A 24,022-nucleotide genomic window follows, 5' to 3' on the forward strand; every position below is an offset into this window, starting at 1 on the left:
CGGGCTACGCTCGGAACGGTGAGTGCCGACGAGCGTGCCCGGGAATGGGAGTTGCCATGGCAGCTCGACGTCCGTGGCACCGTCGGCCATCTCCGACGCGGAGCCGGCGACCCCACGTTCGTCTACGGCAACGACGGGTCGATCTGGCGTTCGGTGCAGACCCCCGACGGGCCCGGCACGGTGACGCTGCGCATCGACGGTTCGCGGGTGCTGGGACGCGCCTGGGGGCCCGGCGGCGACTGGTTGCTCGAGCAGTTGCCGGACTTCCTCGGCGCCTCCGACGAGCCGGAGGCGATGGCGGTGCACGACGACGTGGTCGCCGGACTCGTCCGTCGCTCGGCGGGCCTGCGGATCGGCCGCACCGATCGGGTGTGGGAGGCGCTGGTACCGGCGATCCTCGAGCAGAAGGTGGTCGGGGCGGAGGCCTTTCGCGCCTGGCGATATCTGGTCCGACGCTTCGGCGAGCCGGCGCCGGGTCCGGTACCCGGCACGATGCGTGTACCGCCGCCGCGGGCCGCGTGGGCGGACATCCCGTCGTGGGAGTGGCACCGTAGCGGCATCGAACCCGTGCGCATGCGCACGATCCGCGGGGCGACCGCGATGGACGTCGAACGTCACCACGATCGGCTCCGGCTCCTGCGGGGCGTGGGGCGCTGGACCGAGGCGGAGACGCGCGCCCGGGCCGTCGGCGACACCGATGCGGTGTCGGTCGGCGACTATCACATCCCGACGCTGGTGGGCCTGACCCTCATCGGCGAACCGGTCGACGACGCGGGCATGCTCGAGCTACTGGAACCCTATGCCGGACAACGGCGTCGGATCATCAGGATGGTGGAGCTGCACGGCGTCCGGCGAGAACGGCGCGGACCGCGGATGACGGTGCGCGACTACCGGTCCTTCTGACCCGGAACGTCAGCGAGACACATCCGAGGACGAAGAGGGCCACCGCGACCGCGCCGCAGTAGAGCAGCCCGCCGGTGGGACCCCACGGCGGCATGAATGCGAGTTCCTGCCCGGTGCCGAAGGTTCCGTTGAGGAAGGGCATGTACTGCTGCAGCGTGTAACCGTCGGGAACCAGGCTGATCGCGTTCTCGATGACGTACGTCCAACCGAGGAGGGCCACAACGGTTCCTGCCGGGTGTCCGATGATCGCTGCGAGTCCGATGCCGATCCCGACGGTGAACACCGCGAAGACGGGTACCGCGATCAGGAAGCGGAGGCCCTCGGGTGAACCGATGTCGACGCCGCTGTAGACCTTCGGGAAGAAGGTGGGCAGGATCGCCATGACCAGCGCGACCAGTGCGGCGCTGCACAGCGCGGCACCGACGCCGTAGGCGATCCACCGGGACACCAGACCGGTCCAGCGCCGCGGGTAGAGGTGGCGGGCGAGTTCTCCCAGCGCGCCGCGCTCGGCGGTCGCCTGTGCGTAGGCGGCGACGACGGCCCAGATCATCACGGTGAAGGTGATGACCCAGTAGACCGAGTTGGTGGTGGTGACCGAGGTGACCTGGATGCTCCCCGAGATCGACGCGAATCGTTCGGCGACGGTGGCGACGCCGAGGGTGATGACAAGGGGTAGCAACACCGCGCCCGGGATCAATCCGTAGAGCAGGATGCTGCGTGCACCGCCGACGCGGGTGAGTTCGGCGCGTGTGCCGCGACGTATCTGGCCCGCGACGCCGGCGAGTGTGGTGGTCATGCGATGACTCCTGCCGGGGTGTGCCCGCCCACCGCGGCGAGGTAGGCCTCCTCGAGATCGGCGTGCCCGCCGACGAACTCGGTCAGCGGCGCATCGGCCGCGATCCGGCCGGAGTCGAGCACGACGACGCGGTCGGCGGTGCGGGCCACCTCGTCGAGGTGATGCGAGGCGATGAGCAGGCGGCGGCCGTCGCCGGCGAGATCCTGCAGAAGTCCTCGCAGCCAACGGATGCCGTCGATGTCGAGACCGTTGACCGGCTCGTCGAGTATGAGGGTCCGCGCATCGCCCAGGAGGGCGGCAGCGATCCCGAGTCGCTGGCGCATGCCCAGGGAGTAGTCGACGACGCGGCGGCCGGCGACGTCGGTGAGTCCGACGAGGTCGAGCACCTCGGCGACCCGGCCGGTCGGGATCCCACCGGCCCGTGCCAGCCAGGTCAGGTGACGCCGTGCGCTGTGGCCGGGGTGGGCGTCGTCGGTGCCCAGGTGCATACCGATCACCGTGGACGGTGAGTCGAGTTCGGTGAATCGCTTGCCGTCGATCAGGATTCGGCCCGACGCGGGAGGTATGACGCCGCAGATCGTCCGTAGCAGCGTCGTCTTGCCGGTGCCGTTGCGGCCGAGAAGGTAGACCAGCTCACCGTCGTCGACGCGGGTGGTCACCCCATCGAGAACGGCCTGCCCGCCCACTCGGACGGACAGGCCGCTGATGTCGAGCACGGCTACTAGGCGTTGCAGTAGATGTTCAGGCCGACGGTCTTGACGCCCTGGCACAGCGAGCCGGCCGCGAGCTTCCAGTTGCCGTCGAGCTTCTTGAACTCGATGGTCATGCGGATCGTGGGACGTCCGGCGGAGCCGCTGTTGAGCGTGGCGGTGGCGCTGTTGCCCTTCTGAACCAGCGGACCGGTCACCTCGTTCCAGCCGCGCGGCGCGCGGAAGAGGCCGAGCGAGTAGACGGTCTTGGGGACGATCACGGCATTCATCCCGCCCTCCACGTTGGCGGCCTTGGCCTGATCCGACGCCGGGGTCTCGACCAGGAACTCGACGATGTCGTTGAGGTCGGCGAGCGTCGGGCGGTCGGTGGTGACCTTGAAGTCCGGTGGGAAGGTCTTGGCGGCCGAGGCACCGCCGGTGGCCGCGACGAGCCCGACGACGGCCACGAGCGTCGCGAGCAGCGTGATGGTCATCCTGCGGATGAGATGCATGACGTGGGTCCCTCCTGTGTGGCGGTGGTCGTTCGCCAACGCCTTTGGAGAAACTTAATCCTTCAAATTAATTAAGGCAAGCCTCACCTGAGTGGGGCTTCAAGGCGGGTTGTACTGCGCCGCAACGGGGCCAGGCGCAGCACGATCTCGCAGTCGCCACCGGCGGGGTCGGGGGCGACGGTGACGGCATACTGCGAACTGAGCGCGGGGGAGCTGGCGGCGAGCGCCTGCTCGATGACGCCGCGGGCGACGCCGCGGGCGACCTCGGGATGCGTACGGGCGACGTCCCGCAACGGGCACGAGCAGAGCCGCAGCTCGTGAGAGCCGAAGGCGCTCATGATGTTCGAGACCTGGAATCCCAGCGCGCCGAGAGTCTCCGCGGCGACGGTCACCGGGTCGGGCAGATCGGTCGCCGACACCGGGCGCGCATGCTCCTCGGCCCAGAGGCGACCGGCCTCGGCTCCGGCATGTTCACGCGTGGCCTGCGTGCTGCCCAACTGGCCCAGGAGATGGCCCAGGAGTGCACCGGTGGGCGCCTGGCGGACCACCTGATAGCCGACGCGGGGGCGGCCGACGCCCGGCGTCGGAACGGTCGTGGTCTCGACCCGCCCCTCCTCGATCAGCTTGGCGAGGTGGAACCGGGCCGTGGTCACGTGCAGGTCGAGGCGCGTCGAGACCTCTCCGGCGACCATCGGTTCGACCGATTCGGACAGCAGGGCGATGATCTTGTCGCGCTGCTTGGCCGCCATGGTTGGTCCTCTCGATCTCGACGCGCCCCACGCCTGCTCTCAGTCCCCGGAGGGTTGCTCTCCGGTGGGATTCTCCAACACGACCAGTGTGACGACCGCATCGGTCCGCGCTTCGAGCGCATGCGGGATGTTGGCGTTCACGTGGATCGCGACGCCCGCCTCGAGGCGGGTGGTGGTCTCCCCGACGGTGAAGTCGATCTCGCCGGTCTGGCCGATGACCAGTATCGGCCGGCCGGCGCGATGGTCGGGCATCGTCTGCCCGGACAGGAACGACAGGCGGATGACGTTGCCGCCGTCGTTGCGGGAGAGAACGGAGATGTCGGGCCGGTCGCCCGCCTTGCCGGTGTTCTCGGTCAGGCCGGTGATCACGGTCGAGTCGCTCATTTCGTGGTCTCCGGCTTGGTCGCGATGACCTCGATGGCGGCCATGTGCGACTTGTACTTGGTGAACGTCGAACGCATGGCGAGGACGCGCTTGCGTGCATCGCCGTCGCGGATCACGTTGCCGACGAACTTCAGTGCGCCGAGGAGTCCCTCGTCGGCGATCACGCGACGCGGCTCGAGCAGCGCCATCTTGGCGAACTTGACCGTGGTGACCTCGAAGCCGGCGTCGGTCAGCAGCTTGCGCCACTCGGCCTCGGTCAGCGGGCGGGCGTTGACCTTGATCGATCGCGCCAGCGACTTGCGGATCTCGGTCTTCTCCTCGTCGGGGAGGGTGTCGGGATTGATCGCGAGCTCATGGATCGCGTAGCGGCCGCCGGGACGCAGCACACGGAAGGCCTCCTCGACGATCTTGGCCTTGTTTCGGTCGGACTGCATCGTCAGCATCGCCTCGCCGACGGCGACGTCGGTGCTCGCGTCGTCGAGTCCGGTGGCCGAGGCGTCGCCCGCGACGACCCGACCGCGCTCACCGATGACGCCCTTGGTGAGGACGACGGCGTCCGGGTCGTCGTCGACGCCGACGTAGCTCTTCGGCGAACGCTCGAGGATCGCGGTGGCCGTCTTGCCCAGGCCGGGGGCGATCTCGAGGACGTCGGCGCCGCTGATGCGGGCGTCGTCGAGCAGGCTCTCGGTGAGTTCGAGTCCGCCCGGCCGCAGGACTCGTTTGCCGAGTCGGGCGAGGAGCCAGTGGCCCGGCATGTCCGCGGTCTTGCGCTGGCCGAACGGCAGCAGATCCCCGGACGTAGTTTCGTTAGTCATACCTAACCTCCCTATTTCGAGGAGGACTTTACTGTAAATCCCCTGAAGTGCTCATGGACCCCGGTTTCACGGCCAGCACGTACTGTCCGTGGCCGGTGATCGTCTGCTCGATGCCCACCGCGCCCGCGGCGCGCAGGCGGTCGGTGATCGTGTCCTCGTCGAAGATGCGGAAGCCGGTCAGTCCGACGACCCGCTGGACGCCCGGAAGGGAGGTCACCACGGTCGCGACGGAGGTGAAGATGACGATCTCGCCGCCCGGCCTGGTGACCCGCACCAGTTCGTCGACGACGGGGAGCGGGTCGGGGATGAGATACAGGGCGGCCAGGCAGGTGACGACGTCGAAGGTGTTGTCCTCGAACGGGATCGAGTGGGCGTCGGCGCGGAGGAAGGCGGCGCGGTCGACGGCGTTGGTGCGGGCCGCGCGGGCGAGCATCGGGGCGGAGAAGTCGATCCCGATGCAGCGCCCGTCGCCGGTCAGGCCGTCGGCGATGAGTCGCGTGTAATTGCCTGGGCCGCAGGCCACGTCGAGGACGAGTCGGTCACCGGGGCGGGACAGGTAGGCCCGGAGTGCACGGTCGTAGTCCTCGGTGGCACGCCCACCGAGACTGAACAACCTCGTGAACGTCGGTCGCCAGAGGTTCTCGTAGATCTCGGCGAACGCGGCGTTGCGCATCAGGCGCTGGCTGATCGACTCCATCGCTCATCCCTCGTCAGGGGTGACCGTCAGGTGTGATGATCGCGCTGGATGCGGAGCGTGTGGATCGTCGTGGCCAGGCTGTCGTACTGGCCTACGAGCAGGGTGAACTCGATCAGGCGGCGATTGTCGAGATGCCGCGCCAAAGCGGCCCAGGCGATGTCGGAGACGTCCTTGGTGTCGACCAGTTCGTCGACCGCGCGGAGGATGGCCCGCTCGCGGTCGCCCCACCCGGCGTCGGGGCCGGAGAGGATGCGCTCGAACTCGGCGTCATCGATACCGGCCCGGCGCCCCAACCGGCGGTGATGGTCGAGTTCGTAGTCGCAGCCGCGGAGATGGGCCACCCGGATGATGATCATCTCGGAGTCCTTGCGCGGCAATGTCCCGAAGGGCATCAACCGGCCGCTGTAATGCAGCCAGCCGCGGAACAGTCCCTTCGCCCGGCCGAGCGTGGAGAAGATGTGGGCGTCGTCTACTCCGATGACCCGTGCAGCCCCACGCGCGAAGACGAAATTGAAGGGTCCGAGATCTCGGAGACCACCCGGTGTGACTCGCGGTGCGCTCATGGGGCCACGGTAGACTACGGCCACTATGACGAACAGCACACGGACGTTCACCAGTGTCGAGGAACTCAAGGCCGCGATCGGCGAAGACCTCGGATCGGGCGAGTGGCTGGAGATCACGCAGGAGCGGATCGATGCATTCGCCGACGCCACCGGTGACCACCAGTGGATCCACACCGATCCCGAGCGCGCGAAGTCGGGTCCGTTCGGCACCACGATCGCCCACGGCTACCTCACCGTGTCGCTGTTGCCGATGCTCGCCGGCCAGATCTTCACGATCGACGGCCCCAAACTGGTCCTCAACTACGGCATGAACAAACTGCGCTTCCCGAACCCGGTGAAGGTCGGCGCCCGCATCCGCTCCAACGCGGTGATCACCTCGATCGAGGAGACCCCCAAGGGCGTCAACATGGTCGTGACGAACACGGTCGAGATCGAGGGCGAGTCCAAGCCCGCATGCGTCGCCGAGAACCTGCGCGTCCTCGTCTACTGATCCACTCCCGACCCGTCACGCGGCGCTCGGCCTCACCCGGCCGGGCGCCGCGTGCATTCGTTCGGGGCCGGGCGGCCGGCGAGCCGCTCGTTCAGCCATTCCAGCGCGACCGGGAAACCCAGGATCGCGCCGGTGAGGTGTTCGCCGAAGATCTCCCGGTAGGCGGCGGTGGCGCCGTATCCGCACTGCTGCCGGTACAGCGCACGTGCGCCCGCCGCGGGAATCCACCACTCGTGGGTGCCGTGGTAGATCAGCAAGGGCACCACCGATTTCCGGTCGGCCATCGCGGTGAGCCGGTAGATGCGCTCGGCGACGGGCGAGTGGAACGGATCGGGGTCATTCGACATCAGCTGCATCGGCATGAAGGTCCCGCCGCCCAGTGCTTCGGGGATGACGCAGACGTTCTTCAACGGTGACGTGGCCAGCCACCGCGCGGGGCGATTGGCGAGCGCGAGGATCTCGGTGCGTTCGCGGGCGATGCCGAAGGTCGCCGCGTGGAACAGCCCGGAGGCCAGATTCGCGTTCATGCTGCCGACGAGCATCCGGAAATCCGCGGGCACCCCGCCGAGGGCGGCGCCGACGATCCGGTCGGACAGTTCGGGTGCGTACTCGCCGACCAGCTTCGACGCCCCGTGCGTCGCGATCGCCCCACCCGAGTAGCCTGTCATCGCGATCCTGCTGTGCCGCAGCGTTTCCGGGCGCACTGACAGTCCGGCTCGGATCGCATCGAGAACGACGTGCCCGGCGAGCACGGGCTCGGCGTACGCCATCCGCGGCCCCTGGTGGTCGGGGACGAGGACTGCGTGACCGTCGTTCAGGGCGAGCTGGGTGGTCGGCGGGATCAGGTCGGTGAGGTTCGTCGCGATCGAGAAGCCGTGCGCCAGAGTGTATCCGGGTGTGCAGGCGGCGCCGAGCGAGTCGATGGGGAGGTTGTTGACCAGCAGGGGGCGGGGTCCGCGGGTCGGCCGGTTGGGGATGAGCAGTGTCGCGGTGCCGAAGATCGGGGCGCCGGTCGCGTCGGTGGTGGCGAACTTGATCAGGGTGGCCGACCGGAGGGGAACGGTGACGACCGGGCCCGCGGTGGCGGTGACGTCGCGGACCGCGATGACCTGCCCCGGCCGCAGCGCCGGCAGATCCGCGGGCCAACGGTCGAACAGCGGATCCCCGGTGGGCGAAGGGAGCAGAGCCTCCCGCAACTCCAGTGTGCGGTGGTCGAATCCGGCTGCCCGTGCCCGTGGTGGTATGTCCCGCAGGCGCGGGATCGGAGGAGGTGGCACGGCCGCGTCGAGTGCATCGGCCACCGGCGGCGGGACCGGCATCATGTTCGGTGGTTCGCCGGCGGCGTACCCCGGTGCAACAGCACACCACGCAGCCACCAACCCGGCGGCGATCCCCACGATCAGCGCCCGGCGACCGTTCCGGTGTCGTCGACCGTTCGCGGTTGTCGCCATCGGGTGCCTCCGCAGCGTGTGAGTGCATCGTCGTCTCACTGCGGTCGACACTAGGACGAGCGACCAGGTGTCGATGTCCGGCGCCCCGATGGTCGTTTCTTCGAGATCGAACCGTGATCCACAATGAGCCGGACGATCGGATTTTCCGGCGTGAACAAGGGTGTGTCCTGCCGAAGTCCGTGCGGCCGTTTAGCATGACGGAATCCGGACCGGAGGAGCGAGTCGGGCTGACCATCGGGGGTGAGCTGACCCGGAATCGCCCGCATGACAGGAGTGTTGGTGATGCGTTCGATGGGCAGGTGGCGACCACGGACGCTGCGCGCGTTGGTGATCGTCGGCGTCGCCACGGCCACGCTGGTCTCCGGTCTCGGGGAGTGGGGACGGGCGCCGTGGCGAGTGCCGAGCCCCCGAACCTGACCGCCATCCAGCCGAACATCCCGGGCGAGATCGACGCGGTGGTGCCGCCGCCCCCGATCAAGAAACTCAAGCGCATCCCGCAGCGGTCGAGGATCGAAGGCGGTTCCCGTGAGCTGCAGGAACTACGTGAGGCGGTCATGCCGTCGCCGGTGGGCGACCGATTCTTCGATCACTGGCCCGCCGACCTCGCCGGACGCAAGCCCGGCGACCTGATCGCGACCCGGGACGTGACTCCGGTGGCCGGCTTTCTCGTCACGGTGCCCTTGCGCTCGGCTCGGCAGGTCAAGTTCCGCACCACCGATGCCACCGGCGGGCCGCTGTTCGGTACGGCGACCCTGTTCGTCCCGCGAAAGCAGTGGACGGGTCCGGGGCCGCGACCGGTCGTCATCAACAACACGCCGATCGTCGCACTGGGAACCACCTGTACGCCGGGGTACACGTTCTCCCACGGGTACAACGACGACACCAACAGCACCGACCTGTTCCCCCCGCTGACGCAGTTGGCGCTCGACCGCGGATATGCGGTGATCGTGCCCGACCACACCGGCGCCCGGATGGCCTACGCCGAACCGTATGTGGGCGCTCATGTCGTCCTCGATTCCGTTCGGGCCGCCGCGAAGCTGGACCCGAAAGAGTTCGGCCGGGGTCCGATCGTCATGAACGGGTACTCCGGCGGCGCGATCGCGACCAATGCCGCCTCGAGACTCGCCTCCTCCTACGCGCCCGATCAGGCGGGACGGTTCGTCGGCGCGGCCATCGGCGGTGTGCCGGCGGACTACCGGGCCCTGGCCGGCGCGATGAACGCCAACCTGGCCTCCGGGGTCTACCACTCCGCGATGCTGGGCGTGGCTCGGGAGCGTCCCGAGATCCTGGAGATGTCGAACCACGCCGCGCGCTGGCTCGCGACGTCCCCCTTGCGCGATCTGTGTACCGGCGACATGGGCAAACTGGGTATCTCCCACATGCCCACACAGTTGCTCTCGGTCGACCCCGACCCGTTCCATACACCGGTCGCCGAGCACATCTTCGACGTCACCTCGATGTCGGGGCAGAAGGCGACGATGCCCCTGTTCATCTACCACGGGGCCTATGAATGGTGGATTCCCGCGGCCCAGGCGCGGGCACTGTTCGAGGAACAGTGCGAGCTCGGTGCGACCGCGAGCTACCGCGAGTACCCGATCGAGCACATCACCGCGGTGTTCACCTCGTTCCCGGACGTGGCCACCTGGCTCGACCGTCGACTTCAGGGAATCCCCGCCACGAACGAATGTCGCTGATCGTCACCGGGTCTCGGTGATCGCCATGTACGGCGACACCGTGGAGGAGTGCTCGTTCACGCGCAGCGTCGCACCCAGCGCCGGGAACGCACGCTGCGCACAGTTGGTGCGCTCGCAGACCCGGCAACCCGCACCGATCGGGGTCACGTGCGCCTGCGGGCCGATCTCGAGGCCGTCGGAGTAGATCACCCGGCCGGCATGGCGGAGTTCGCATCCCATGCCGATGGCGAAGGTCTTGCCGGGTTGTCCGTAACGCGCCGCCCGTCGTTCGACGGTCCGTGCGACCCAGAAGTAGTTGCGGCCGTCGGGCATCTCGGCGATCTGGGTGAGGATCTTGCCCGGCGAGGCGAATGTCTCGTAGACGTTCCACAGCGGGCAGGTGCCGCCACTGGAGGAGAAGTGGAAACCGGTGGCGGACTGACGTTTCGACATGTTCCCGGCACGGTCGACGCGCACGAACGACCAGGGGATGCCGCGCAGGTTGGGGCGTTGCAGGGTCGAGAGCCGGTGGCAGATCGTCTCGTAGGAGACCGCGTAGAACGCCGACAGTCGCTCGATGTCGTAGCGGAAATCCTCTGCGGCGCCGTGGAACTGGCTGTAAGGGAGGACGACGGCCGCGGCGAAGTAGTTCGCCAGTCCGAGCAGCGCCAGCGATCGGGCGTCCTCGCTGGTGAAGTTGCCCTGGTCGACGAGTTCGTCGAGCAGGTCGTGGTACTCGAGGTAGCAGAGCTCGCTGGCGAGTTTGAAGGTTCGCTGTCCGGCGGAGAGGGCGGCGGAGAACTCGAGCCTGCGCTCCTCGGCGTTCAGGCGATGCAGGGTGTAGTCGCCGAGGTCGACGCGGCGCACGATGCTGATCCCGTGCACGTTCTCGATGCGGTTCATGATCTCGCGCCGGATGTCCGCGGAGTGCATGCGCATCCGGTTCGTCATCTCCTCGGCGGCGATGTCGAGCTCGTGGATGTAGTTGCGGCGCTGATAGAAGTAGTCGCGCACCTCCTCGTGCGGCGCACTGATCGTGCCGCGCATGCTGCGGTCGCCGCGTTCGTCGGTGGCCGCGGCGAGCTGGTCGGTCGCGATCCGGTAGCGCCGGTGGAGGTTGACCATCGCCTGCGCGATCTCCGGATGTGCAGCGACCATCGTGCTGATCTGCGAGGCGTCATGCGCGCCCGGCGCGGCCTCGATGTCGTCGTCGAGCAGCACCTCACGCAGTTCGGCGACGAGTCGGAGGTCGTCCTGGGAGTCGAAGAACCCGGCGTCCACGCCGAACGCCTCGGTGATCTTGCGCAGCACCGAGGTCGTGAGCGGTCGGGCGTCGTGCTCGATCTGGTTGAGATACGACGCGGAGATCGACAGCGTCTGTGCGAGGGCCACCTGCGACAGTCCGCGCTCGGAGCGCAACTGGCGCAGCCGAGATCCGACGTAGGTCCTGCTCACTCGTCACCTCCGGAACAGGGGATGCCAGATCGATGATCCCCTTCAGGGTACGGTGGCCGCGTGCGCTCACCCCACGGCCGACTCCGCACCCCGATGCGGGTGACGGCCGCGACGTTCGTGCTGGTGACCGGGATGATCGCGAGCGTCGGGTGCTCGACCGGGTCGGCCGGGGCGCCTGCGCCGCGCACACCGTCCGACCTGCTGCTCCCGACATCCGACCTGCCGCCGGGATTCGCCGCCGAGGCGCTGTCCGTCAGCGACCTGGTCGCCGGGAACCGGGCGGGTATCGACGCCGCGCGCACCACCCGCGTCACCCCTGAGTACTGCGTCCCGACCGCCGACGCGGACCTCAACGGAGAGCTGACCGCGGACAACTCGGCGGTCCTCGCCGGTCGAGGTGGCAGCGGGGTGCTCGTCGAGCTGGTCACGAAGGCGCGGCGCGACATCGACGCGGACCGGCTCGCCACCACCGGACGCTGTGCGCGCACGACCACCGAGATCACCACCGGTAACCTCGCCGGCAGTCGCGTCGTCACCGAGTACACCGAGATCGCGCCACCCGAGATCGACGGCGGGCTCGGTGCAGGCGAGCAGATGCTGCTGACGCGGTCCGAGGTCACCACCACGCTTCCCGACGGCGGGGTCCGACGCCAGGTCGGCTTCGCCGGATACGCCGCCCTGGACCGACCGGCGTCGGGTCCGGTCACCGTCCAGCTGACGGTGTCGGGCGCTGCGACCCCGGCCGCCGATCCGCCCACGGACCCGACCGAACCGGTCGACTCCGCTGCCATGGCGGAGCTCTTCGGCGACGCGATCGGCCGCGTCACCGTCCCCTGATCGAGCCCCTCGAAGGGCTCATCCGGCCGTCTGCGCGGTGTGAATGTCGTCACTCCGTGCCCGGTCTGCGCCGAGCGCGGTCTCCTCGATACCTCGCATCGCGGCCGGGGAGTGTGCTGTACTCCTGAGTAGGAAATCCCAGTACGCGCGTACTTTTTTCGACGGACCGCGGGGGTTTTCACACGACAAGATTTGCAGAATTTGCAAACCCTCGTCAAAAAATAACCCGGATTTGCACTCGCTGAGGGTTGGACCTGCGGGTTTGTCCTGTGGCACCCTTGCTGCAGGCACCACAGACGGAAGCCCAAGAGTTCGCAAATCCGGCCGACACCGCCGCCGGACGCGCGAGTGTAAAGCTCTCGGGGTTCACGAGGGATGCCGGTCAGCACTCCAGGCCTCGGCGGCGCGCCGGGCCGGTCGCCCCGATCCGACCCGGTCGGGACGAGCAGGACAACGAAAGCGAAGTAGCCAATGAGCAACGTCGGAAAGCCCCGCACCGCCGCGGAGATCCAGCAGGACTGGGACACCAACCCCCGCTGGAAGGGCATCAAGCGCGACTACACCGCCGAGCAGGTCGCTCAGCTCCAGGGTTCGGTCGTCGAGGAGCACACCCTCGCCCGCCGTGGCGCCGAGATCCTGTGGGACGGCGTGACCAAGGGTGACGGTTCCTACATCAACGCTCTCGGCGCCCTCACCGGCAACCAGGCCGTGCAGCAGGTCCGCGCCGGCCTGAAGGCCGTGTACCTGTCGGGTTGGCAGGTCGCCGGTGACGCCAACCTGTCCGGCCACACCTACCCCGACCAGTCGCTGTACCCGGCGAACTCGGTTCCCAACGTTGTTCGTCGCATCAACAACGCGCTGCTCCGCGCCGACGAGATCGCCCGCGTCGAGGGTGACGACTCGGTCGACAACTGGGTCGTGCCGATCGTCGCCGATGGTGAGGCCGGCTTCGGTGGCGCTCTCAACGTCTACGAGCTCCAGAAGGCCATGATCGCCGCGGGTGCTGCCGGTACCCACTGGGAGGATCAGCTCGCCTCGGAGAAGAAGTGCGGCCACCTCGGTGGCAAGGTGCTCATCCCGACCCAGCAGCACATCCGCACCCTGAACTCGGCCCGCCTGGCCGCCGACGTCGCCGGTGTCCCCACCGTCGTCATCGCGCGTACCGACGCCGAGGCCGCGACCCTCATCACCTCCGATGTGGACGACCGCGACAAGCAGTTCGTCACCGGTGAGCGCACCGCCGAGGGCTACTACCACGTGAAGAACGGCATCGAGCCGTGCATCGAGCGTGCGAAGTCCTACGCTCCGTACGCCGACATGATCTGGATGGAGACCGGTACCCCGGATCTCGAGCTGGCTCGCAAGTTCGCCGAGGCCGTCAAGGCCGAGTACCCCGACCAGCTGCTGTCCTACAACTGCAGCCCGTCGTTCAACTGGAGCAAGCACCTCGACGACAGCACCATCGCCAAGTTCCAGAACGAGCTGGGCGCCATGGGCTTCACCTTCCAGTTCATCACCCTGGCCGGCTTCCACTCGCTCAACTACGGCATGTTCGACCTTGCCTACGGTTACGCCCGCGAGCAGATGACCGCCTTCGTCGACCTGCAGAACCGCGAGTTCAAGGCAGCCGACGAGCGTGGCTTCACCGCCGTCAAGCACCAGCGTGAGGTCGGCGCCGGGTACTTCGACAGCATCGCCACCACCGTCGACCCGAACACCTCGACCGCAGCTCTCAAGGGCTCGACCGAAGAGGGCCAGTTCCACTAGGAGCTATTCCGCCTGCCCGGAACTTTGGCGAACCCCTTCAGGCGGTCCGCGGCTTTCGCTGCGGGCCGCCTGCTGGCGTATCAAGGGCTTTGGTCGTACCCCGGGAGTTACCCGTGTTCTTACGAGATCAGTTGTCACATAGGCGTTTCCCGGAGGATCTGACATGACAAGCCAGAAGATCACCCGAGTCGGCATCGTCGGAGCCGGACAGATGGGCGCCGGGATCGCCGAGGTGTGTGCCCGGGCCCAAGCCGACGTACTGGTCTACGAATCCACCCGCGATCTCCTCTCCGCGGGGCGCGCCCGCATCCTGAGTTCGCTCGATCGGGGAGTGTCGAGCGGCAAACTGACCGAACGCGAACGCGACCAGGCGGCCGACCGACTCACCTTCACCTCGGATTTGAACGACTTCGCCGACCGTCAGCTGGTCTGCGAGGCCGTCGTCGAGGACGAGGCCGTCAAGACCGCGATCTTCACCGACCTCGACAAGATCGTCGACGATCCGCACGCGGTCCTCGCGTCGAACACATCCTCCATCGCGATCATGAAGCTGGCCACGGCGACTCAGAGCGCCGCCCGCGTGATCGGCCTCCACTTCTTCAATCCCGTACCCGTGCTCCCTCTGGTCGAGCTCGTCACCACGCCGGTGACCGCTCCCGAGGTGACCGCGCGGGCCGAAACCTTTGCGCACGACGTCCTCGGCAAGCAGGTGATCCGTTCCGCCGACCGCTCGGGCTTCGTCGTCAACGCCCTGCTCGTTCCCTATCTGCTCTCCGCGATCCGCATGGTGGAGAGCAGATTCTCGACGGTCGAGGACATCGACAGGGCCATGATGCTCGGTTGCGCCCATCCGATGGGGCCGCTGAAGCTCGCCGACCTGGTGGGTCTCGACACCGTCAAGGCCATTGCCGACAAGATGCACGAGGAGTTCGACGAGCCGCTCTACGCGCCGCCCCCGCTGCTGGTGCAGATGGTCACCTCGGGCCGTCTCGGCAAGAAGGCCGGTCACGGCTTCTATGAGTACGAGCGGGTTCTCGCCGGCAAAAGGTGAGCTGAGACACAGGTGTTAGCAGAATGCTTGCATTTGCTAGCACGGCGTGGATACTGGACTTCGGAAACACCAATACCGATGGCGCCGCGGTTCCCTAATCTCGCGCGGTGACGAGCCGGAAGATCATGGCGGCTTGCGACACCGGACATCGGGTCGAACCGACGACAAACCGACATGCGCCCGGCAATGATGCCGAGATCGGCGAGACCGCATGTGCTGCAGCGCGATTGGTGCCAACAGAAGGAGTCACTCGTGACCACCACCCGTAACTACGCCCCCCTCTACGCCGCAGTCGGCGCCGGTGACTATGCCTTCACGCAGGTCACCGAGAAGCTCACCGAGCTCCGTGAGCGCACCGAGGCCGCCGCCGAGACCGCCCAGACGCGTCTCGAGGCTCGCTACACCGAGACCAAGGCCCTCATCACCGACCTGCCCGAGACGGCTCAGAGCCGCTTCGATGAGGCCAAGACCCGCATCGAGTCGCTCTCCGAGGAAGTTCCCACCGAGATCGACGAACTCCGCGGCAAGCTGACCGCCGACGAGCTCAAGAAGCTGGCCGACCCGTACGTCGAGAAGGCCACCGACTTCTACAACACGCTCGCCGAGCGTGGCGAGGCCACCCTCGAGCGCCTGCGCAAGAAGCCGGTCGTCCAGGAGAACCTGTCCCGTGTGGAGAAGGTCTACAACGACGCGGTCGACATCACCGAAGACGCCCTCGGCGTCGTGTCCTCGCAGACCCGCCTCGTCGGTGAGCGCGCCGCCAAGCTGGCCGGTCGCGTGAGCGAAGAGGTCGAGGACGTCGCCGTCGCCATCGAAGAGATCGGCGGCGACATCAAGGAGCAGGCCGACGACGCGGCCAAGGAGATCGACGGCGCCGCAGGCACTGTCGAGGCCAAGGCCCGCACCGCCCAGGCATCGCCGGCCAAGAAGGTCGCCGAGGCCAAGGACGAGTCGGTTCCCCCGGTGAAGAAGGTCCCGGCCAAGAAGTCGCCCGCCAAGAAGGCTCCGGCCAAGAAGGCGACCACCGCGAAGTAAGCACTCGCGCAAGTCACTACGACGCCCCCGCTGTCCGGCGGGGGCGTCGTCGTGTGTGCGCTCGGGTGTTTCCCCCGCGCGGGCTGGATTCCTTCCCGCGGGGAGGACTACCTCCCGCGGGCGCCAGCCGATAAGCGCGAGGGAATCGGGCCGGCGGCAAGGAAACAGTCACGCGGGAATGGTCCTCGACGACAGCAGCTTCAGACTTTCCAGCCACGGACGAAGCATCCCCACCACCGCACCCTTCTTGAGATCCGTCCACGTCCATCGGACGACGATGGCACCGAGAGCGCGCAGGTCATCCTCACGACGCTTCTCCCGCATCACGGCATCTTCGACGGTGGTTCCGGGTTTGCGCAGCCGGCCGTACTTGACCATCCCGTCGAACTCGCCGATGAGCCGCTCGTCCCAGTCGAAGTCCGAATAGTAGGTGCCGCGACGGCCGCGGAACTCGTGCTGGAGTCTCGGTATCGGCAACCCCGCCTCGATCATCTGCGCGCGACTCCAGGATTCGGCCACGTTCTCGGACAGGGGGTCGGCGAGTCGCAACGCCCGTCGGGCGGTGCGGACACCTCGGCGTCGACGATCCGCCAGGGTATGTGCGAGCTTTTCGGCGTTCGCGCCGGTACGCAGGGCCTGATCGAATGCGGCCAGCGACTGGGCGAAAGTGCCGCTCGTTGCGACATCGACCGCGGTGCGTTCGAGGGTCGTGACCAGCATGCCGTCGACCTCGACGATGTCGTCGTCACCGAATGGTGCTGCGTGGACGTGGCGGTGCCCCTGGATGAATCCACCCGACTTCTTCCCGTTCACGACGTGCACGGACTCGATGTCCGGTTTGAGGAGTGGGAGTCCGTGGACGGCGGCAGCCGACGCATGACTCAGCGGCATTGCCTGCGCACCGGCGTCGCAGTTGGTCGCAACCGCGATCGCTTTGAACCGGGGTAACCGTTGGGCGCCCTCATGTCCGACGAACTGTGTCGATGCCGGTACGAACACGCCTGGCACGAGACGTATGAGTTCGCGGCGGCGGACGGCGGCCGCGAGCTCGTTGTCGGAGATCGCGGCGTCGAGCGCTGCGGCTCTCCTGACGAGACCGTACTGATCGATTGGGAAGGCCATCATCCTTCTTTGACGCACCGAAACGCATTTCGGCTCCCACCGATCTCATCGCCTTCCCGCCGCGTGTCCGTTTCCCTCCCGCCGTACCCCTGCCCTCCCGCTTATCGGCTGGCGCCCGCGCAAAGGAACTCCTCCCGCGGCGACGAAGCGCTCACGCGGGAGTGGCTCTTTTCGCGACGTTCAGTCGCTGGCGGCGAGCCGCTTCTTCTCGGCCTCGACGTCGAAATCCGCTTTCGGCCAGTCGAGATCGAGGCCGGCGAGTGCGGTGGTGAGCAGCTCGCAGACAGCGAGGCGGGCGAACCACTTCCGGTTCGCGGGGATCACGAACCAGGGTGCCGAGTCCTTGTCGGTCAGGTCGAAAACGTCCTGGTAGGCCTCGAGGTAGGCGTCCCAGTGGGCGCGCTCGTCGATGTCACCCGGGTTGAACTTCCAGTACTTGTCCGGACGGTCGAGACGTTCGGCGAGACGTGCCTTCTGCTCGTCCTTGGACACCACCAGGCAGCACTTGATGATCGTGGTGCCGTTGGCGACCAGTTCGGACTCGAACTGGTTGATGAGATCGTAGCGCTTCTCCCACTCCGACTTCGGGACGAGGTTGTGTACCCGTACGGGCAGGACGTCCTCGTAGTGCGACCGGTCGAAGATCCCGATCCGGCCGGCGGGCGGGAGCGCCTTGTTGATGCGCCACAGGAAGTCGTGCTGCAACTCTTCCGGCGTCGGCTTCCCGAATCCCTTGATGGACAACCCCTGTGGGTCGAGGAGACCTCCCACGTGCCGGACGATGCCGCCCTTGCCCGCGGTGTCCATGCCCTGCAGGACCAGCAGTACCGACCGGTGGTCGCCGGCACGGCCGTTGGCGTACAGCAACTCCTGGAGGCCGGCCAGCTCCTCACCGCGTTTCACGAGAAGCTCTGCGCCGGAGATCTTGTCACCGTCGAACCCGGGCGTCGATCCGGGGTCGAAGGAGGCGATCGGCCCGACCGCACCTGCGCGGAGGGCTCCGGCGGCGGGAATGGACCAACCGTTCCTCATGACTCGTCCTCTCGTGGCTCCACTGCTTGATCGGTCTCGATCGCCGGCGGGAACAGCGGCCCGCCGCCGAATGCGCCGCGATGCGAATCCGGTGGTGTGCCATCGTTGTTGACGATCCCGTAGCGGGCGCCCAGTTCGGCGGTGACGAGGGTGTGGCCGCTGTGCGCGGCGAGGTCGGGGTCCTGCGCGAGGCGGGAGATCACGCGACCCACGAACTCCGGGTCCTCGGCTCGTTGCAGCGAGAAACCGGCGAACTCGTCGAGGCCGAGCGACAGCAGTAGCTCGGTGCGGATCAGGCCCAGCCACAACGAGATCGCGCTGACCCCGGTGCCCTTCAGCTCGACGGCCATGTCCGCGGCCATCTTGTCCAGCGCCGTCTTGCTCATCCCGTACAGCACCGAATGCAGATGGCCGCGGGAACCGAACGACGAGATGTTCGTGATCAGACCCCGACCGGCCTCGGTCATCAGCTGCGCCGCATGCACCGAGGCCACGTAGTGGGCACGCAGACCCACGCCGATCAGGGTGTCCCAGTCGTCGACCGGGCGCTTCCAGAACGGGTCCGAGAACCCGCCGAATCCCTTCGGCGCCGCCCACGCGTTGTTGACGAGGAGGTCGAGTTGCCCACTGGAAGAGGCGATCTCGTCGAACACCGCGGCCACCGCGGCGTCGTCGGTGTGGTCGCACGCAAGGGCGATGGCGCCCTCCGGTCCGGTGCCGTGACGTGAGGTGACGTAGGTGGTCCAGCCGTCGTCGACGAGCGAACGGGCGACGCCCTGGCCGACGCCCCGGCTACCGCCGGTCACCAGCGCGACCCGGCTCATGAGCCGCCTGTCGCGTCGGACGGCGCCTCGCGTGCTGGTTCGGTCAGCGGCGGGGGAGAGGCGAGGAAGGCCTCGCGCGAGCCGTCGACGGCGGCGACGCCCACGACCGCGCTCCACACCATCATCGTCAGGTAGTCGACGACCTGGTCGGCGTCGAGCGTGCGGCTGGTCATCCACCAGTCGACGACGTGCTGGATACCGCCGACGAGAGCGTGCGACCACAGCTCGGCGCCGGTGGTGTCCGCGCCGCGCTCGGTCATGCGCATCACGATGCTGCTCATGACCAGCTGCGACACCAGGCGTACCGAGTCGGCGGGAGCCGGCGACGAGGTCGGCGAGCTGGCGAGTGCGAAGCGGTACAGGTTGGGTTCGTCGTCGACCGCGTGGACGTACACACCGATGATCGTGTGGGTGAGCGTGTACTCGTCGACGTCGTCGGAGAGCGCCTCCGTCAGTCGCGGCCAGATCGTGTTCTCGAAGAAGCGCACGGTGGTCGCGACCCCGAGGTCGCTCTTGTCGGTGAAGTACCGGTAGAGAACGGTCTTGGAGACACCGATGTGGGCGGCGATCTCGTCCATCCCGACGTCGGCGCCGAGCTCGCGGACAGCGGTGATGACGCCGTCGGTCAGCTCGGTGCGTCGGGCGAGCTTGTGCTTCTCCCAGCGCTGCTTGCGGCCGTCCGGTTTGGCGCCGGTCTCGGTGACCGTGGTCAGAACCTGTTCGAGGCCGCGCGTCACGTTGGCCGCAGCCGCCATCGCTGCACGCGCAGCAGCTGCGGGATTGGGGCGGTTGGCCATCACGACGCCAGCGTAGTCGGTTGATGGGTGACACTGGTGCCATGGCATCGAGAGTGATCGAAGGAGTCGCCGGGCAGCCCGAGGGCAAGCCCGATGCGCCGTCCGCCCCTGGATTCGGAGGGGACAGCGCCGGGGATGCCGGCCGACGCAGGGATCTCCGCAGGATGAAGGCGGTCGCGACCGGCTTCCTGGTCTTCGCGGCGGTGGTCTACCTCTTCACCCGCTACCTCGAGCACCGCGACGGCGCCGACGTCGCCGCGTGGGTCGGCTATGTGCAGGCCGCATCCGAGGCCGGCATGGTCGGCGCGCTGGCCGACTGGTTCGCGGTGACGGCTCTCTTCCGGCATCCGCTGGGTATCCCGATCCCGCACACCGCCCTGATCCGCAAGAAGAAGGACGACATCGGCGACCAGCTGGGCGGCTTCATCGAAGAGAACTTCATGACGCCCGAGGTCGTCGTCTACCGCGCACAGCAGATCGATCTGCCGCGACGGTTGTCGACGTGGGTCGCCGATCCGCGCAACGCGCCGCGGATCTCCGGCGAAGCGGCGCGCGCGATCCAGCTCGCGTCGGAGATGCTCCGCGACGAGGACGTCGAACAGCTCATCCAGGCCGCACTGAAGTGGGTCGCCGAACCCCAGTGGGCACCCCCGACGGGCCGCATCCTGGAACAGCTCATCGCCGAGGACCGCCTCGAACCGGTCTTCCAGATGCTGTGCGATCGCGCGCACGAATGGGCGATCGGCAGCCAGGACCTCATCGACCGCCTCGTCGACCGCGACGGCCCGCAGTGGACGCCGAAGTTCGTCAACACACTCGTCGGCGACAAGATCCACCGGGAGCTCGTCGAGTTCACCTACAAGGTGCGCTCCGACCCCGACCACGAATTGCGCCGGGCCATGCACGAATTCGTGGAGAAGTTCGCCGACGACCTGCAGAACGATCCCGAGATGATCGAGAAGTTCGAGGCGATCAAGATGGAACTGGTGGGTCGCGACGAGGTCACCGGCGCGGCGTCGACCGCCTGGAAGACCGGCAAGGCCGTCATCGAGCAGATGCTCGACGACCCCAACAGCACGCTGCGGAACACCCTGTCGGACTCGATCATCCAGCTCGCCACCAGGATTCGCGACGACCGTCCGCTGCAGGAGAAGATGAACGGCTGGGTCGCGCGGGTCGCGCACCACATCGCCGCGAACTACTCGCAGGAGATCATCTCGGTCATCACCGAGACCGTGCGCGGTTGGGACGCCGACGACACCAGCCGCAAGATCGAACTGCAGGTGGGACGCGATCTGCAGTTCATCCGGATCAACGGCACCGTGGTCGGTGCGCTCGCCGGCCTGGTCATCCACACGACGTCGGTGCTGATCTTCCACTGACGTCGAATCCCGGTGATCCGCCCACGATCCGACGCCCGGATTAGCTGTGTGCTTGCACGTGCTAGCAGCGACGTCGATACTCGGTAGAGATGATCCACCCCTGGAACGGAGCGTGATGAAGCGCGACAAGGACGAGGCTTCCGTCGACGCCGTCGTGAACGGCGAGGCCGAGTCCGTCGACTCCGCGGATCATGCGTCCGACGACGGCGACGGCACGACGGCGATGGCGGTCGAGGCCGTGGAGGCCGTCGCGACGGCCGCGCAGGACGCGGTGGCGAACGCGGCGCAGGACATCGGTGCTTTCATCCGGTCCCAGCGAGTGGCCGCAAAGGTCTCGCTCCGGCAGCTCTCCGAACGTGCCGGGGTCAGCAATCCGTACCTCAGTCAGATCGAGCGAGGCCTCCGGAAACCCTCCGCGGACGTCCTCGCCCAGATCGCCAAGGGCCTACGGGTGTCTGCGGAAGTGTTGTACGTGCGCGCAGGAATTCTCGAAGAACGCCCCGCGAGCCCGGTCCGTGATGCTCTTATCGCAGATGACTCGATCAACGAGCGTCAGAAACAGATGTTGCTGGAGATCTACGAGTCCTTCCGCAAGGAGAACGCGATCTCCTCGACTGGTTCCGAGAAAGACGAGTTCCGAGAGAACTGAGGCAGGAGAGCTGAATGAGCGAGAACCCGTTGACGACAGCCGTGGGACAGGTGGCCGCCTTGCTGGCCGAGGTCCGGCAGCGCGGGGAGGCGGCGAGCGAACAGGCCCAGTCCAAGCTCGCCGAGACCGTCGAAACCACCCAGTCGAGGCTCGCCGAGACTGTCGAGACCACCCAGTCGAAGTTGGTCGAGACCGTCGGCTCGACGCAGGCGAAGATCACGGGTTCCCGGGACGACGCCCAGGCGAGGATCGACGAGGCGCTCGCGACCGCGTTGGCGCTCTTCGAGGAGGCGAAGTCGAAGCTGTCGACGCTTCCGGTCGAATTGCCCAGCGAGATCGAGGAATTGCGCGCCCGGTTCTCCCCGGAGGAGCTCCGCAAGGTCGCCGAGGCCTATCTCGCCGTCGCGGCCGGGCTGCTGACGTCCCTGTCGGAACGGCGTGACGAGGCCGTCGGGAAGCTCTTGTCGCAGCCGGTCGTCGGGGAGAACCTGCCGAAGCTCGAGAAGGTCTACAGCGACGCGGTCGGTCTCACCGAGGAGGCGCTGGGGACGATCTCCGAGCAGACTCGCGCGGTTGGTGAGCGGGCGCTGCGCCTGGCCGGGCTGGCCGACGGCAGCGGACCCGACGGCACGATCCGCGACGCCAGCGCCGACGCTCCGGTGCGGGCGGTCGCTGCGGCGCCGGCTCCGGCGAAGAAGGCCCCCGCCAAGGCGACCCCTCCCGCGAAGGCTGCCGCGGACAAGGCACCCGCGAAGAAGGCACCGGCCGAGAAGGCGGCAACGAAGAAGGCCCCCGCCAAGACGACCCCGGCCAAGAAGGCTCCCGCGAAGAAGGCGCCGGCGAAGAAGGCCGCCGCGGTGAAGGGCGCCGCCGAACGCGCCGCGGCCAAGAAGGCCCCGGCCCGCAAGACCACCCCCGCCAAGGCGACGAAGGCCACACCGACCAAGGCGGCTGCGAAGAAGACACCCGCGGCGAAGAAGGCCGCAGCGGCGAACAAGGCGACCGCGGCGAAGAAGACGACCGCAGCGAAGAAGACGGCCGCGAAGAAGGCTCCCGCCAAGAAAACTGCTGCCAAGAAGGCCACTCCCCGCGCCGACTGATCCCTCGGCGCACGTTCCGCCCGCGCGTGGCGTCGTGGGCTGCTGCGGCAATCGGGGCGCACGGGACTAGAGTGTTCGGCGTGGACGTCTTCAGCGTGTTGGCCTACGGGCAGAGTCTGATCATGTTGGTCCTGACTGTGGTCGCGGGGATCGCGGCGGTCGTCGCGTTGATCCACGCGGCCATTCAGCGGCCCGATGCCTTCCCTGCGGTCGACCGGCAGAGCAAGGTGATCTGGGTTGCGATCCTGGCCGCCGCGTCGCTGTTCATCTGGTTCTTCGGCGCGGTGAGCTTCCTGGGCATCATCGGCGTGGTCGCGATGCTCGTGTACCTGGTCGACGTGCGCAAACGTGTGGACGACATCCAGGGCAAGTCCTGGTTCAGCAAAAAGGCCTGAGGCATCGTGGCGGAGTATCGGATCAACGACCTCGCCGAGGCGTCGGGGGTCAGCGTTCGCAACATCCGGGTCTACCAGGACCGCGGACTGCTTCCGCCACCCACCATCCGCGGCCGTGCGGGCTGGTATTCCGACCAGCACCTGGTCCGCCTGAACCTCATCTCCCGCATGCTCGAACGCGGGTACACGTTCGCGACGATCAGCGAGTTGCTGCACGCCGCCCACCACGGCATGCGCGTCGAACAGATCCTGCGCGGGTCGCCGAAGGGCGGTCGATTCCGCAACTTCAAGCGCGCCGCGACGATCACCATCGCCGAGCTGAAGAAGACGCTCAACGCGTCGGACAGGTCCATCGCGCTCAGTCAGAAGCTGGGTCTGCTGGCCAAGGACGGCACGCACTATGCGATCCGCAACCCCGAGCTCCTCGAGGGTGCCGAGGTCCTGGTGAAGGCCGGTGTCGACCTGGAGTTCCTCCTCGACCGGTGGGTTCGTGTCCAGGACGATCTCGAGGACGTGGCGTCGAGCTTTGTGTCGATCATCACCGACAAGTATTTCGACGAGAACCTTCCCGACCTGGGCGAGGCCGGCGTGAGCGAGATGGCTGACCTGATCCAGACGGTTCGTCCGATGGCGCACGAGATCGTCGAGACGACGTTCCGCCGGGCCCTCGACGAGCAGATCTCCCAGGCGATCGGGCGGGCGGCGACCTACTTCGATGCCACCACCGGGGATGACGAACCTGACTCCACGACGCCGAATTCGTCCGGTGACCAGCCTGACCCCGGCTATGAGACAACGGATATTGGTACATTGAACACCGACACGGGGCGCTGAACGCGGCGCCCCCCTCGGGT

The 24,022-nt window shown here is 67.6% G+C and carries 25 protein-coding genes and 1 pseudogene; 12 read left to right on the forward strand and 14 right to left on the reverse strand.

The window, feature by feature from the left end; translation table 11 throughout:
* Positions 1-18: 18 nt before the first annotated feature.
* On the forward strand, positions 19-903 hold the full coding sequence (locus tag GOALK_RS08090; protein WP_006358316.1) for a DNA-3-methyladenine glycosylase family protein: 885 nt from the start codon (positions 19-21) through the stop codon (positions 901-903).
* Here GOALK_RS08090 and GOALK_RS08095 read toward each other — a convergent pair.
* The 8 genes from GOALK_RS08095 to GOALK_RS08130 all read right to left on the reverse strand — a co-directional run bounded on the left by GOALK_RS08095 (position 824) and on the right by GOALK_RS08130 (position 6,108).
* Positions 824-1,699: an ABC transporter permease gene (locus GOALK_RS08095; RefSeq protein WP_006358317.1), complete on the reverse strand. Its 876-nt coding sequence runs from the start codon at positions 1,697-1,699 to the stop codon at positions 824-826. The genes GOALK_RS08090 and GOALK_RS08095 overlap by 80 nt on opposite strands.
* Positions 1,696-2,415 (reverse strand): ABC transporter ATP-binding protein, encoded by a 720-nt coding sequence (locus GOALK_RS08100; RefSeq protein WP_006358318.1) that lies wholly within the window; start codon positions 2,413-2,415, stop codon positions 1,696-1,698. Before GOALK_RS08100 ends, GOALK_RS08095 begins: the two co-directional genes overlap by 4 nt.
* 5 nt (positions 2,416-2,420) lie before the next feature.
* Entirely contained in the window at positions 2,421-2,900 is a 480-nt protein-coding gene (locus GOALK_RS08105; RefSeq protein ID WP_006358319.1) for an MTB12 C-terminal domain-containing protein, read from the reverse strand.
* Positions 2,901-2,983: 83 nt separating this feature from the next.
* A complete protein-coding gene (locus GOALK_RS08110) occupies positions 2,984-3,649 on the reverse strand; it encodes a helix-turn-helix transcriptional regulator (RefSeq protein ID WP_006358320.1) in 666 nt (221 codons plus the stop codon).
* 39 nt (positions 3,650-3,688) lie between these two features.
* A complete protein-coding gene (locus GOALK_RS08115; RefSeq protein WP_006358321.1) occupies positions 3,689-4,033 on the reverse strand; it encodes a cupin domain-containing protein in 345 nt (114 codons plus the stop codon).
* The gene (locus tag GOALK_RS08120) at positions 4,030-4,848 is read right to left on the reverse strand and encodes a class I SAM-dependent methyltransferase (RefSeq protein ID WP_006358322.1); all 819 of its coding nucleotides are present in this window, start codon (positions 4,846-4,848) and stop codon (positions 4,030-4,032) included. Before GOALK_RS08120 ends, GOALK_RS08115 begins: the two co-directional genes overlap by 4 nt.
* A 28-nt stretch (positions 4,849-4,876) precedes the next feature.
* Positions 4,877-5,545 carry a class I SAM-dependent methyltransferase gene (locus GOALK_RS08125; protein ID WP_006358323.1) on the reverse strand — a complete coding sequence of 223 codons (669 nt, stop codon included), beginning with the start codon at positions 5,543-5,545 and terminating at the stop codon, positions 4,877-4,879.
* A 26-nt stretch (positions 5,546-5,571) separates the two neighbouring features.
* Positions 5,572-6,108 carry a carboxymuconolactone decarboxylase family protein gene (locus GOALK_RS08130; RefSeq protein ID WP_035752040.1) on the reverse strand — a complete coding sequence of 179 codons (537 nt, stop codon included), beginning with the start codon at positions 6,106-6,108 and terminating at the stop codon, positions 5,572-5,574.
* Positions 6,109-6,133: 25 nt separating this feature from the next.
* Here GOALK_RS08130 and GOALK_RS08135 point away from each other — a divergent pair, with 25 nt between their 5' ends.
* The gene (locus GOALK_RS08135; RefSeq protein ID WP_006358325.1) at positions 6,134-6,598 is read left to right on the forward strand and encodes a MaoC family dehydratase; all 465 of its coding nucleotides are present in this window, start codon (positions 6,134-6,136) and stop codon (positions 6,596-6,598) included.
* A 32-nt stretch (positions 6,599-6,630) separates the two neighbouring features.
* Here GOALK_RS08135 and GOALK_RS08140 read toward each other — a convergent pair whose 3' ends face one another.
* The gene (locus GOALK_RS08140; RefSeq protein WP_035752127.1) at positions 6,631-7,920 is read right to left on the reverse strand and encodes a lipase family protein; all 1,290 of its coding nucleotides are present in this window, start codon (positions 7,918-7,920) and stop codon (positions 6,631-6,633) included.
* Positions 7,921-8,331: 411 nt separating this feature from the next.
* Between GOALK_RS08140 and GOALK_RS08145 the strand changes: the two are divergent.
* A pseudogene (locus tag GOALK_RS08145) lies at positions 8,332-9,743 on the forward strand (lipase family protein).
* A gap of 3 nt (positions 9,744-9,746) precedes the next feature.
* Here GOALK_RS08145 and ramB read toward each other — a convergent pair.
* On the reverse strand, positions 9,747-11,177 hold the full coding sequence (gene ramB, locus GOALK_RS08150) for an acetate metabolism transcriptional regulator RamB (RefSeq protein ID WP_006358329.1): 1,431 nt from the start codon (positions 11,175-11,177) through the stop codon (positions 9,747-9,749).
* A gap of 93 nt (positions 11,178-11,270) precedes the next feature.
* Between ramB and GOALK_RS08155 the strand changes: the two genes are divergently transcribed.
* The 4 genes from GOALK_RS08155 (at position 11,271) to GOALK_RS08170 (ending at position 15,867) form a co-directional block, all read left to right on the forward strand.
* Complete coding sequence (locus tag GOALK_RS08155; RefSeq protein WP_006358330.1) at positions 11,271-12,014, forward strand: hypothetical protein; 744 nt, start codon at positions 11,271-11,273, stop codon at positions 12,012-12,014.
* A 471-nt stretch (positions 12,015-12,485) separates the two neighbouring features.
* Positions 12,486-13,781: an isocitrate lyase gene (gene aceA, locus GOALK_RS08160; RefSeq protein WP_005200301.1), complete on the forward strand. Its 1,296-nt coding sequence runs from the start codon at positions 12,486-12,488 to the stop codon at positions 13,779-13,781.
* Between the two features lie 163 nt (positions 13,782-13,944).
* A complete protein-coding gene (locus GOALK_RS08165) occupies positions 13,945-14,832 on the forward strand; it encodes a 3-hydroxybutyryl-CoA dehydrogenase (protein WP_006358331.1) in 888 nt (295 codons plus the stop codon).
* Positions 14,833-15,084: 252 nt separating this feature from the next.
* Positions 15,085-15,867, forward strand: coding sequence for a hypothetical protein (locus GOALK_RS08170; RefSeq protein ID WP_006358332.1), 783 nt, complete (start codon positions 15,085-15,087; stop codon positions 15,865-15,867).
* A 168-nt stretch (positions 15,868-16,035) separates the two neighbouring features.
* On the opposite strand, the gene GOALK_RS08175 is transcribed toward GOALK_RS08170, so the two are convergent.
* The 4 genes from GOALK_RS08175 to GOALK_RS08190 form a co-directional block, all read right to left on the reverse strand.
* Complete coding sequence (locus tag GOALK_RS08175) at positions 16,036-16,989, reverse strand: type IV toxin-antitoxin system AbiEi family antitoxin (RefSeq protein WP_006358333.1); 954 nt, start codon at positions 16,987-16,989, stop codon at positions 16,036-16,038.
* A 180-nt stretch (positions 16,990-17,169) separates the two neighbouring features.
* Complete coding sequence (locus GOALK_RS08180) at positions 17,170-18,021, reverse strand: polyphosphate kinase 2 family protein (protein WP_006358334.1); 852 nt, start codon at positions 18,019-18,021, stop codon at positions 17,170-17,172.
* Positions 18,018-18,845, reverse strand: a complete 828-nt coding sequence (locus tag GOALK_RS08185; RefSeq protein WP_006358335.1) for an SDR family NAD(P)-dependent oxidoreductase — start codon at positions 18,843-18,845, stop codon at positions 18,018-18,020. The genes GOALK_RS08180 and GOALK_RS08185 overlap by 4 nt, the downstream gene beginning before the upstream one ends.
* The gene (locus GOALK_RS08190) at positions 18,842-19,642 is read right to left on the reverse strand and encodes a TetR/AcrR family transcriptional regulator (protein WP_187346472.1); all 801 of its coding nucleotides are present in this window, start codon (positions 19,640-19,642) and stop codon (positions 18,842-18,844) included. The genes GOALK_RS08185 and GOALK_RS08190 overlap by 4 nt, the downstream gene beginning before the upstream one ends.
* Positions 19,643-19,683: 41 nt before the next feature.
* Here GOALK_RS08190 and GOALK_RS08195 point away from each other — a divergent pair, with 41 nt between their 5' ends.
* The 5 genes from GOALK_RS08195 (at position 19,684) to GOALK_RS08215 (ending at position 24,002) form a co-directional block, all read left to right on the forward strand.
* Positions 19,684-21,024, forward strand: coding sequence for a DUF445 domain-containing protein (locus GOALK_RS08195; RefSeq protein WP_006358337.1), 1,341 nt, complete (start codon positions 19,684-19,686; stop codon positions 21,022-21,024).
* 115 nt (positions 21,025-21,139) lie between these two features.
* Complete coding sequence (locus GOALK_RS08200) at positions 21,140-21,673, forward strand: helix-turn-helix domain-containing protein (RefSeq protein WP_006358338.1); 534 nt, start codon at positions 21,140-21,142, stop codon at positions 21,671-21,673.
* A 14-nt stretch (positions 21,674-21,687) separates the two neighbouring features.
* Complete coding sequence (locus tag GOALK_RS08205; RefSeq protein WP_006358339.1) at positions 21,688-22,773, forward strand: hypothetical protein; 1,086 nt, start codon at positions 21,688-21,690, stop codon at positions 22,771-22,773.
* 71 nt (positions 22,774-22,844) lie between these two features.
* A complete protein-coding gene (locus GOALK_RS08210) occupies positions 22,845-23,168 on the forward strand; it encodes a DUF2516 family protein (RefSeq protein WP_005200278.1) in 324 nt (107 codons plus the stop codon).
* Positions 23,169-23,174: 6 nt separating this feature from the next.
* Positions 23,175-24,002, forward strand: coding sequence for a MerR family transcriptional regulator (locus GOALK_RS08215; protein WP_006358340.1), 828 nt, complete (start codon positions 23,175-23,177; stop codon positions 24,000-24,002).
* The last annotated feature ends 20 nt before the right edge of the window (positions 24,003-24,022 follow it).

The sequence above is a fragment of the Gordonia alkanivorans NBRC 16433 genome (assembly GCF_000225505.1).
Classification (GTDB): Bacteria; Actinomycetota; Actinomycetes; order Mycobacteriales; family Mycobacteriaceae; genus Gordonia; species Gordonia alkanivorans.

What these genes read in the sequence shown, in the direction of transcription:
- GOALK_RS08095 (WP_006358317.1), bottom strand. Translation starts at nt 1,699, where the DNA reads ATGACCACCACACTCGCCGGCGTCGCGGGCCAGATACGTCGCGGCACA.
- GOALK_RS08105 (WP_006358319.1), bottom strand. Translation starts at nt 2,900, where the DNA reads ATGCATCTCATCCGCAGGATGACCATCACGCTGCTCGCGACGCTCGTG.
- GOALK_RS08110 (WP_006358320.1), bottom strand. Translation starts at nt 3,649, where the DNA reads ATGGCGGCCAAGCAGCGCGACAAGATCATCGCCCTGCTGTCCGAATCG.
- GOALK_RS08115 (WP_006358321.1), bottom strand. Translation starts at nt 4,033, where the DNA reads ATGAGCGACTCGACCGTGATCACCGGCCTGACCGAGAACACCGGCAAG.
- GOALK_RS08120 (WP_006358322.1), bottom strand. Translation starts at nt 4,848, where the DNA reads ATGACTAACGAAACTACGTCCGGGGATCTGCTGCCGTTCGGCCAGCGC.
- GOALK_RS08125 (WP_006358323.1), bottom strand. Translation starts at nt 5,545, where the DNA reads ATGGAGTCGATCAGCCAGCGCCTGATGCGCAACGCCGCGTTCGCCGAG.
- GOALK_RS08130 (WP_035752040.1), bottom strand. Translation starts at nt 6,108, where the DNA reads ATGAGCGCACCGCGAGTCACACCGGGTGGTCTCCGAGATCTCGGACCC.
- GOALK_RS08135 (WP_006358325.1), top strand. Translation starts at nt 6,134, where the DNA reads ATGACGAACAGCACACGGACGTTCACCAGTGTCGAGGAACTCAAGGCC.
- GOALK_RS08140 (WP_035752127.1), bottom strand. Translation starts at nt 7,920, where the DNA reads ATGATGCCGGTCCCGCCGCCGGTGGCCGATGCACTCGACGCGGCCGTG.
- GOALK_RS08155 (WP_006358330.1), top strand. Translation starts at nt 11,271, where the DNA reads ATGCGGGTGACGGCCGCGACGTTCGTGCTGGTGACCGGGATGATCGCG.
- aceA (WP_005200301.1), top strand. Translation starts at nt 12,486, where the DNA reads ATGAGCAACGTCGGAAAGCCCCGCACCGCCGCGGAGATCCAGCAGGAC.
- GOALK_RS08165 (WP_006358331.1), top strand. Translation starts at nt 13,945, where the DNA reads ATGACAAGCCAGAAGATCACCCGAGTCGGCATCGTCGGAGCCGGACAG.
- GOALK_RS08175 (WP_006358333.1), bottom strand. Translation starts at nt 16,989, where the DNA reads ATGGCCTTCCCAATCGATCAGTACGGTCTCGTCAGGAGAGCCGCAGCG.
- GOALK_RS08180 (WP_006358334.1), bottom strand. Translation starts at nt 18,021, where the DNA reads ATGAGGAACGGTTGGTCCATTCCCGCCGCCGGAGCCCTCCGCGCAGGT.
- GOALK_RS08185 (WP_006358335.1), bottom strand. Translation starts at nt 18,845, where the DNA reads ATGAGCCGGGTCGCGCTGGTGACCGGCGGTAGCCGGGGCGTCGGCCAG.
- GOALK_RS08190 (WP_187346472.1), bottom strand. Translation starts at nt 19,642, where the DNA reads ATGGCCAACCGCCCCAATCCCGCAGCTGCTGCGCGTGCAGCGATGGCG.
- GOALK_RS08195 (WP_006358337.1), top strand. Translation starts at nt 19,684, where the DNA reads ATGGCATCGAGAGTGATCGAAGGAGTCGCCGGGCAGCCCGAGGGCAAG.
- GOALK_RS08200 (WP_006358338.1), top strand. Translation starts at nt 21,140, where the DNA reads ATGAAGCGCGACAAGGACGAGGCTTCCGTCGACGCCGTCGTGAACGGC.
- GOALK_RS08205 (WP_006358339.1), top strand. Translation starts at nt 21,688, where the DNA reads ATGAGCGAGAACCCGTTGACGACAGCCGTGGGACAGGTGGCCGCCTTG.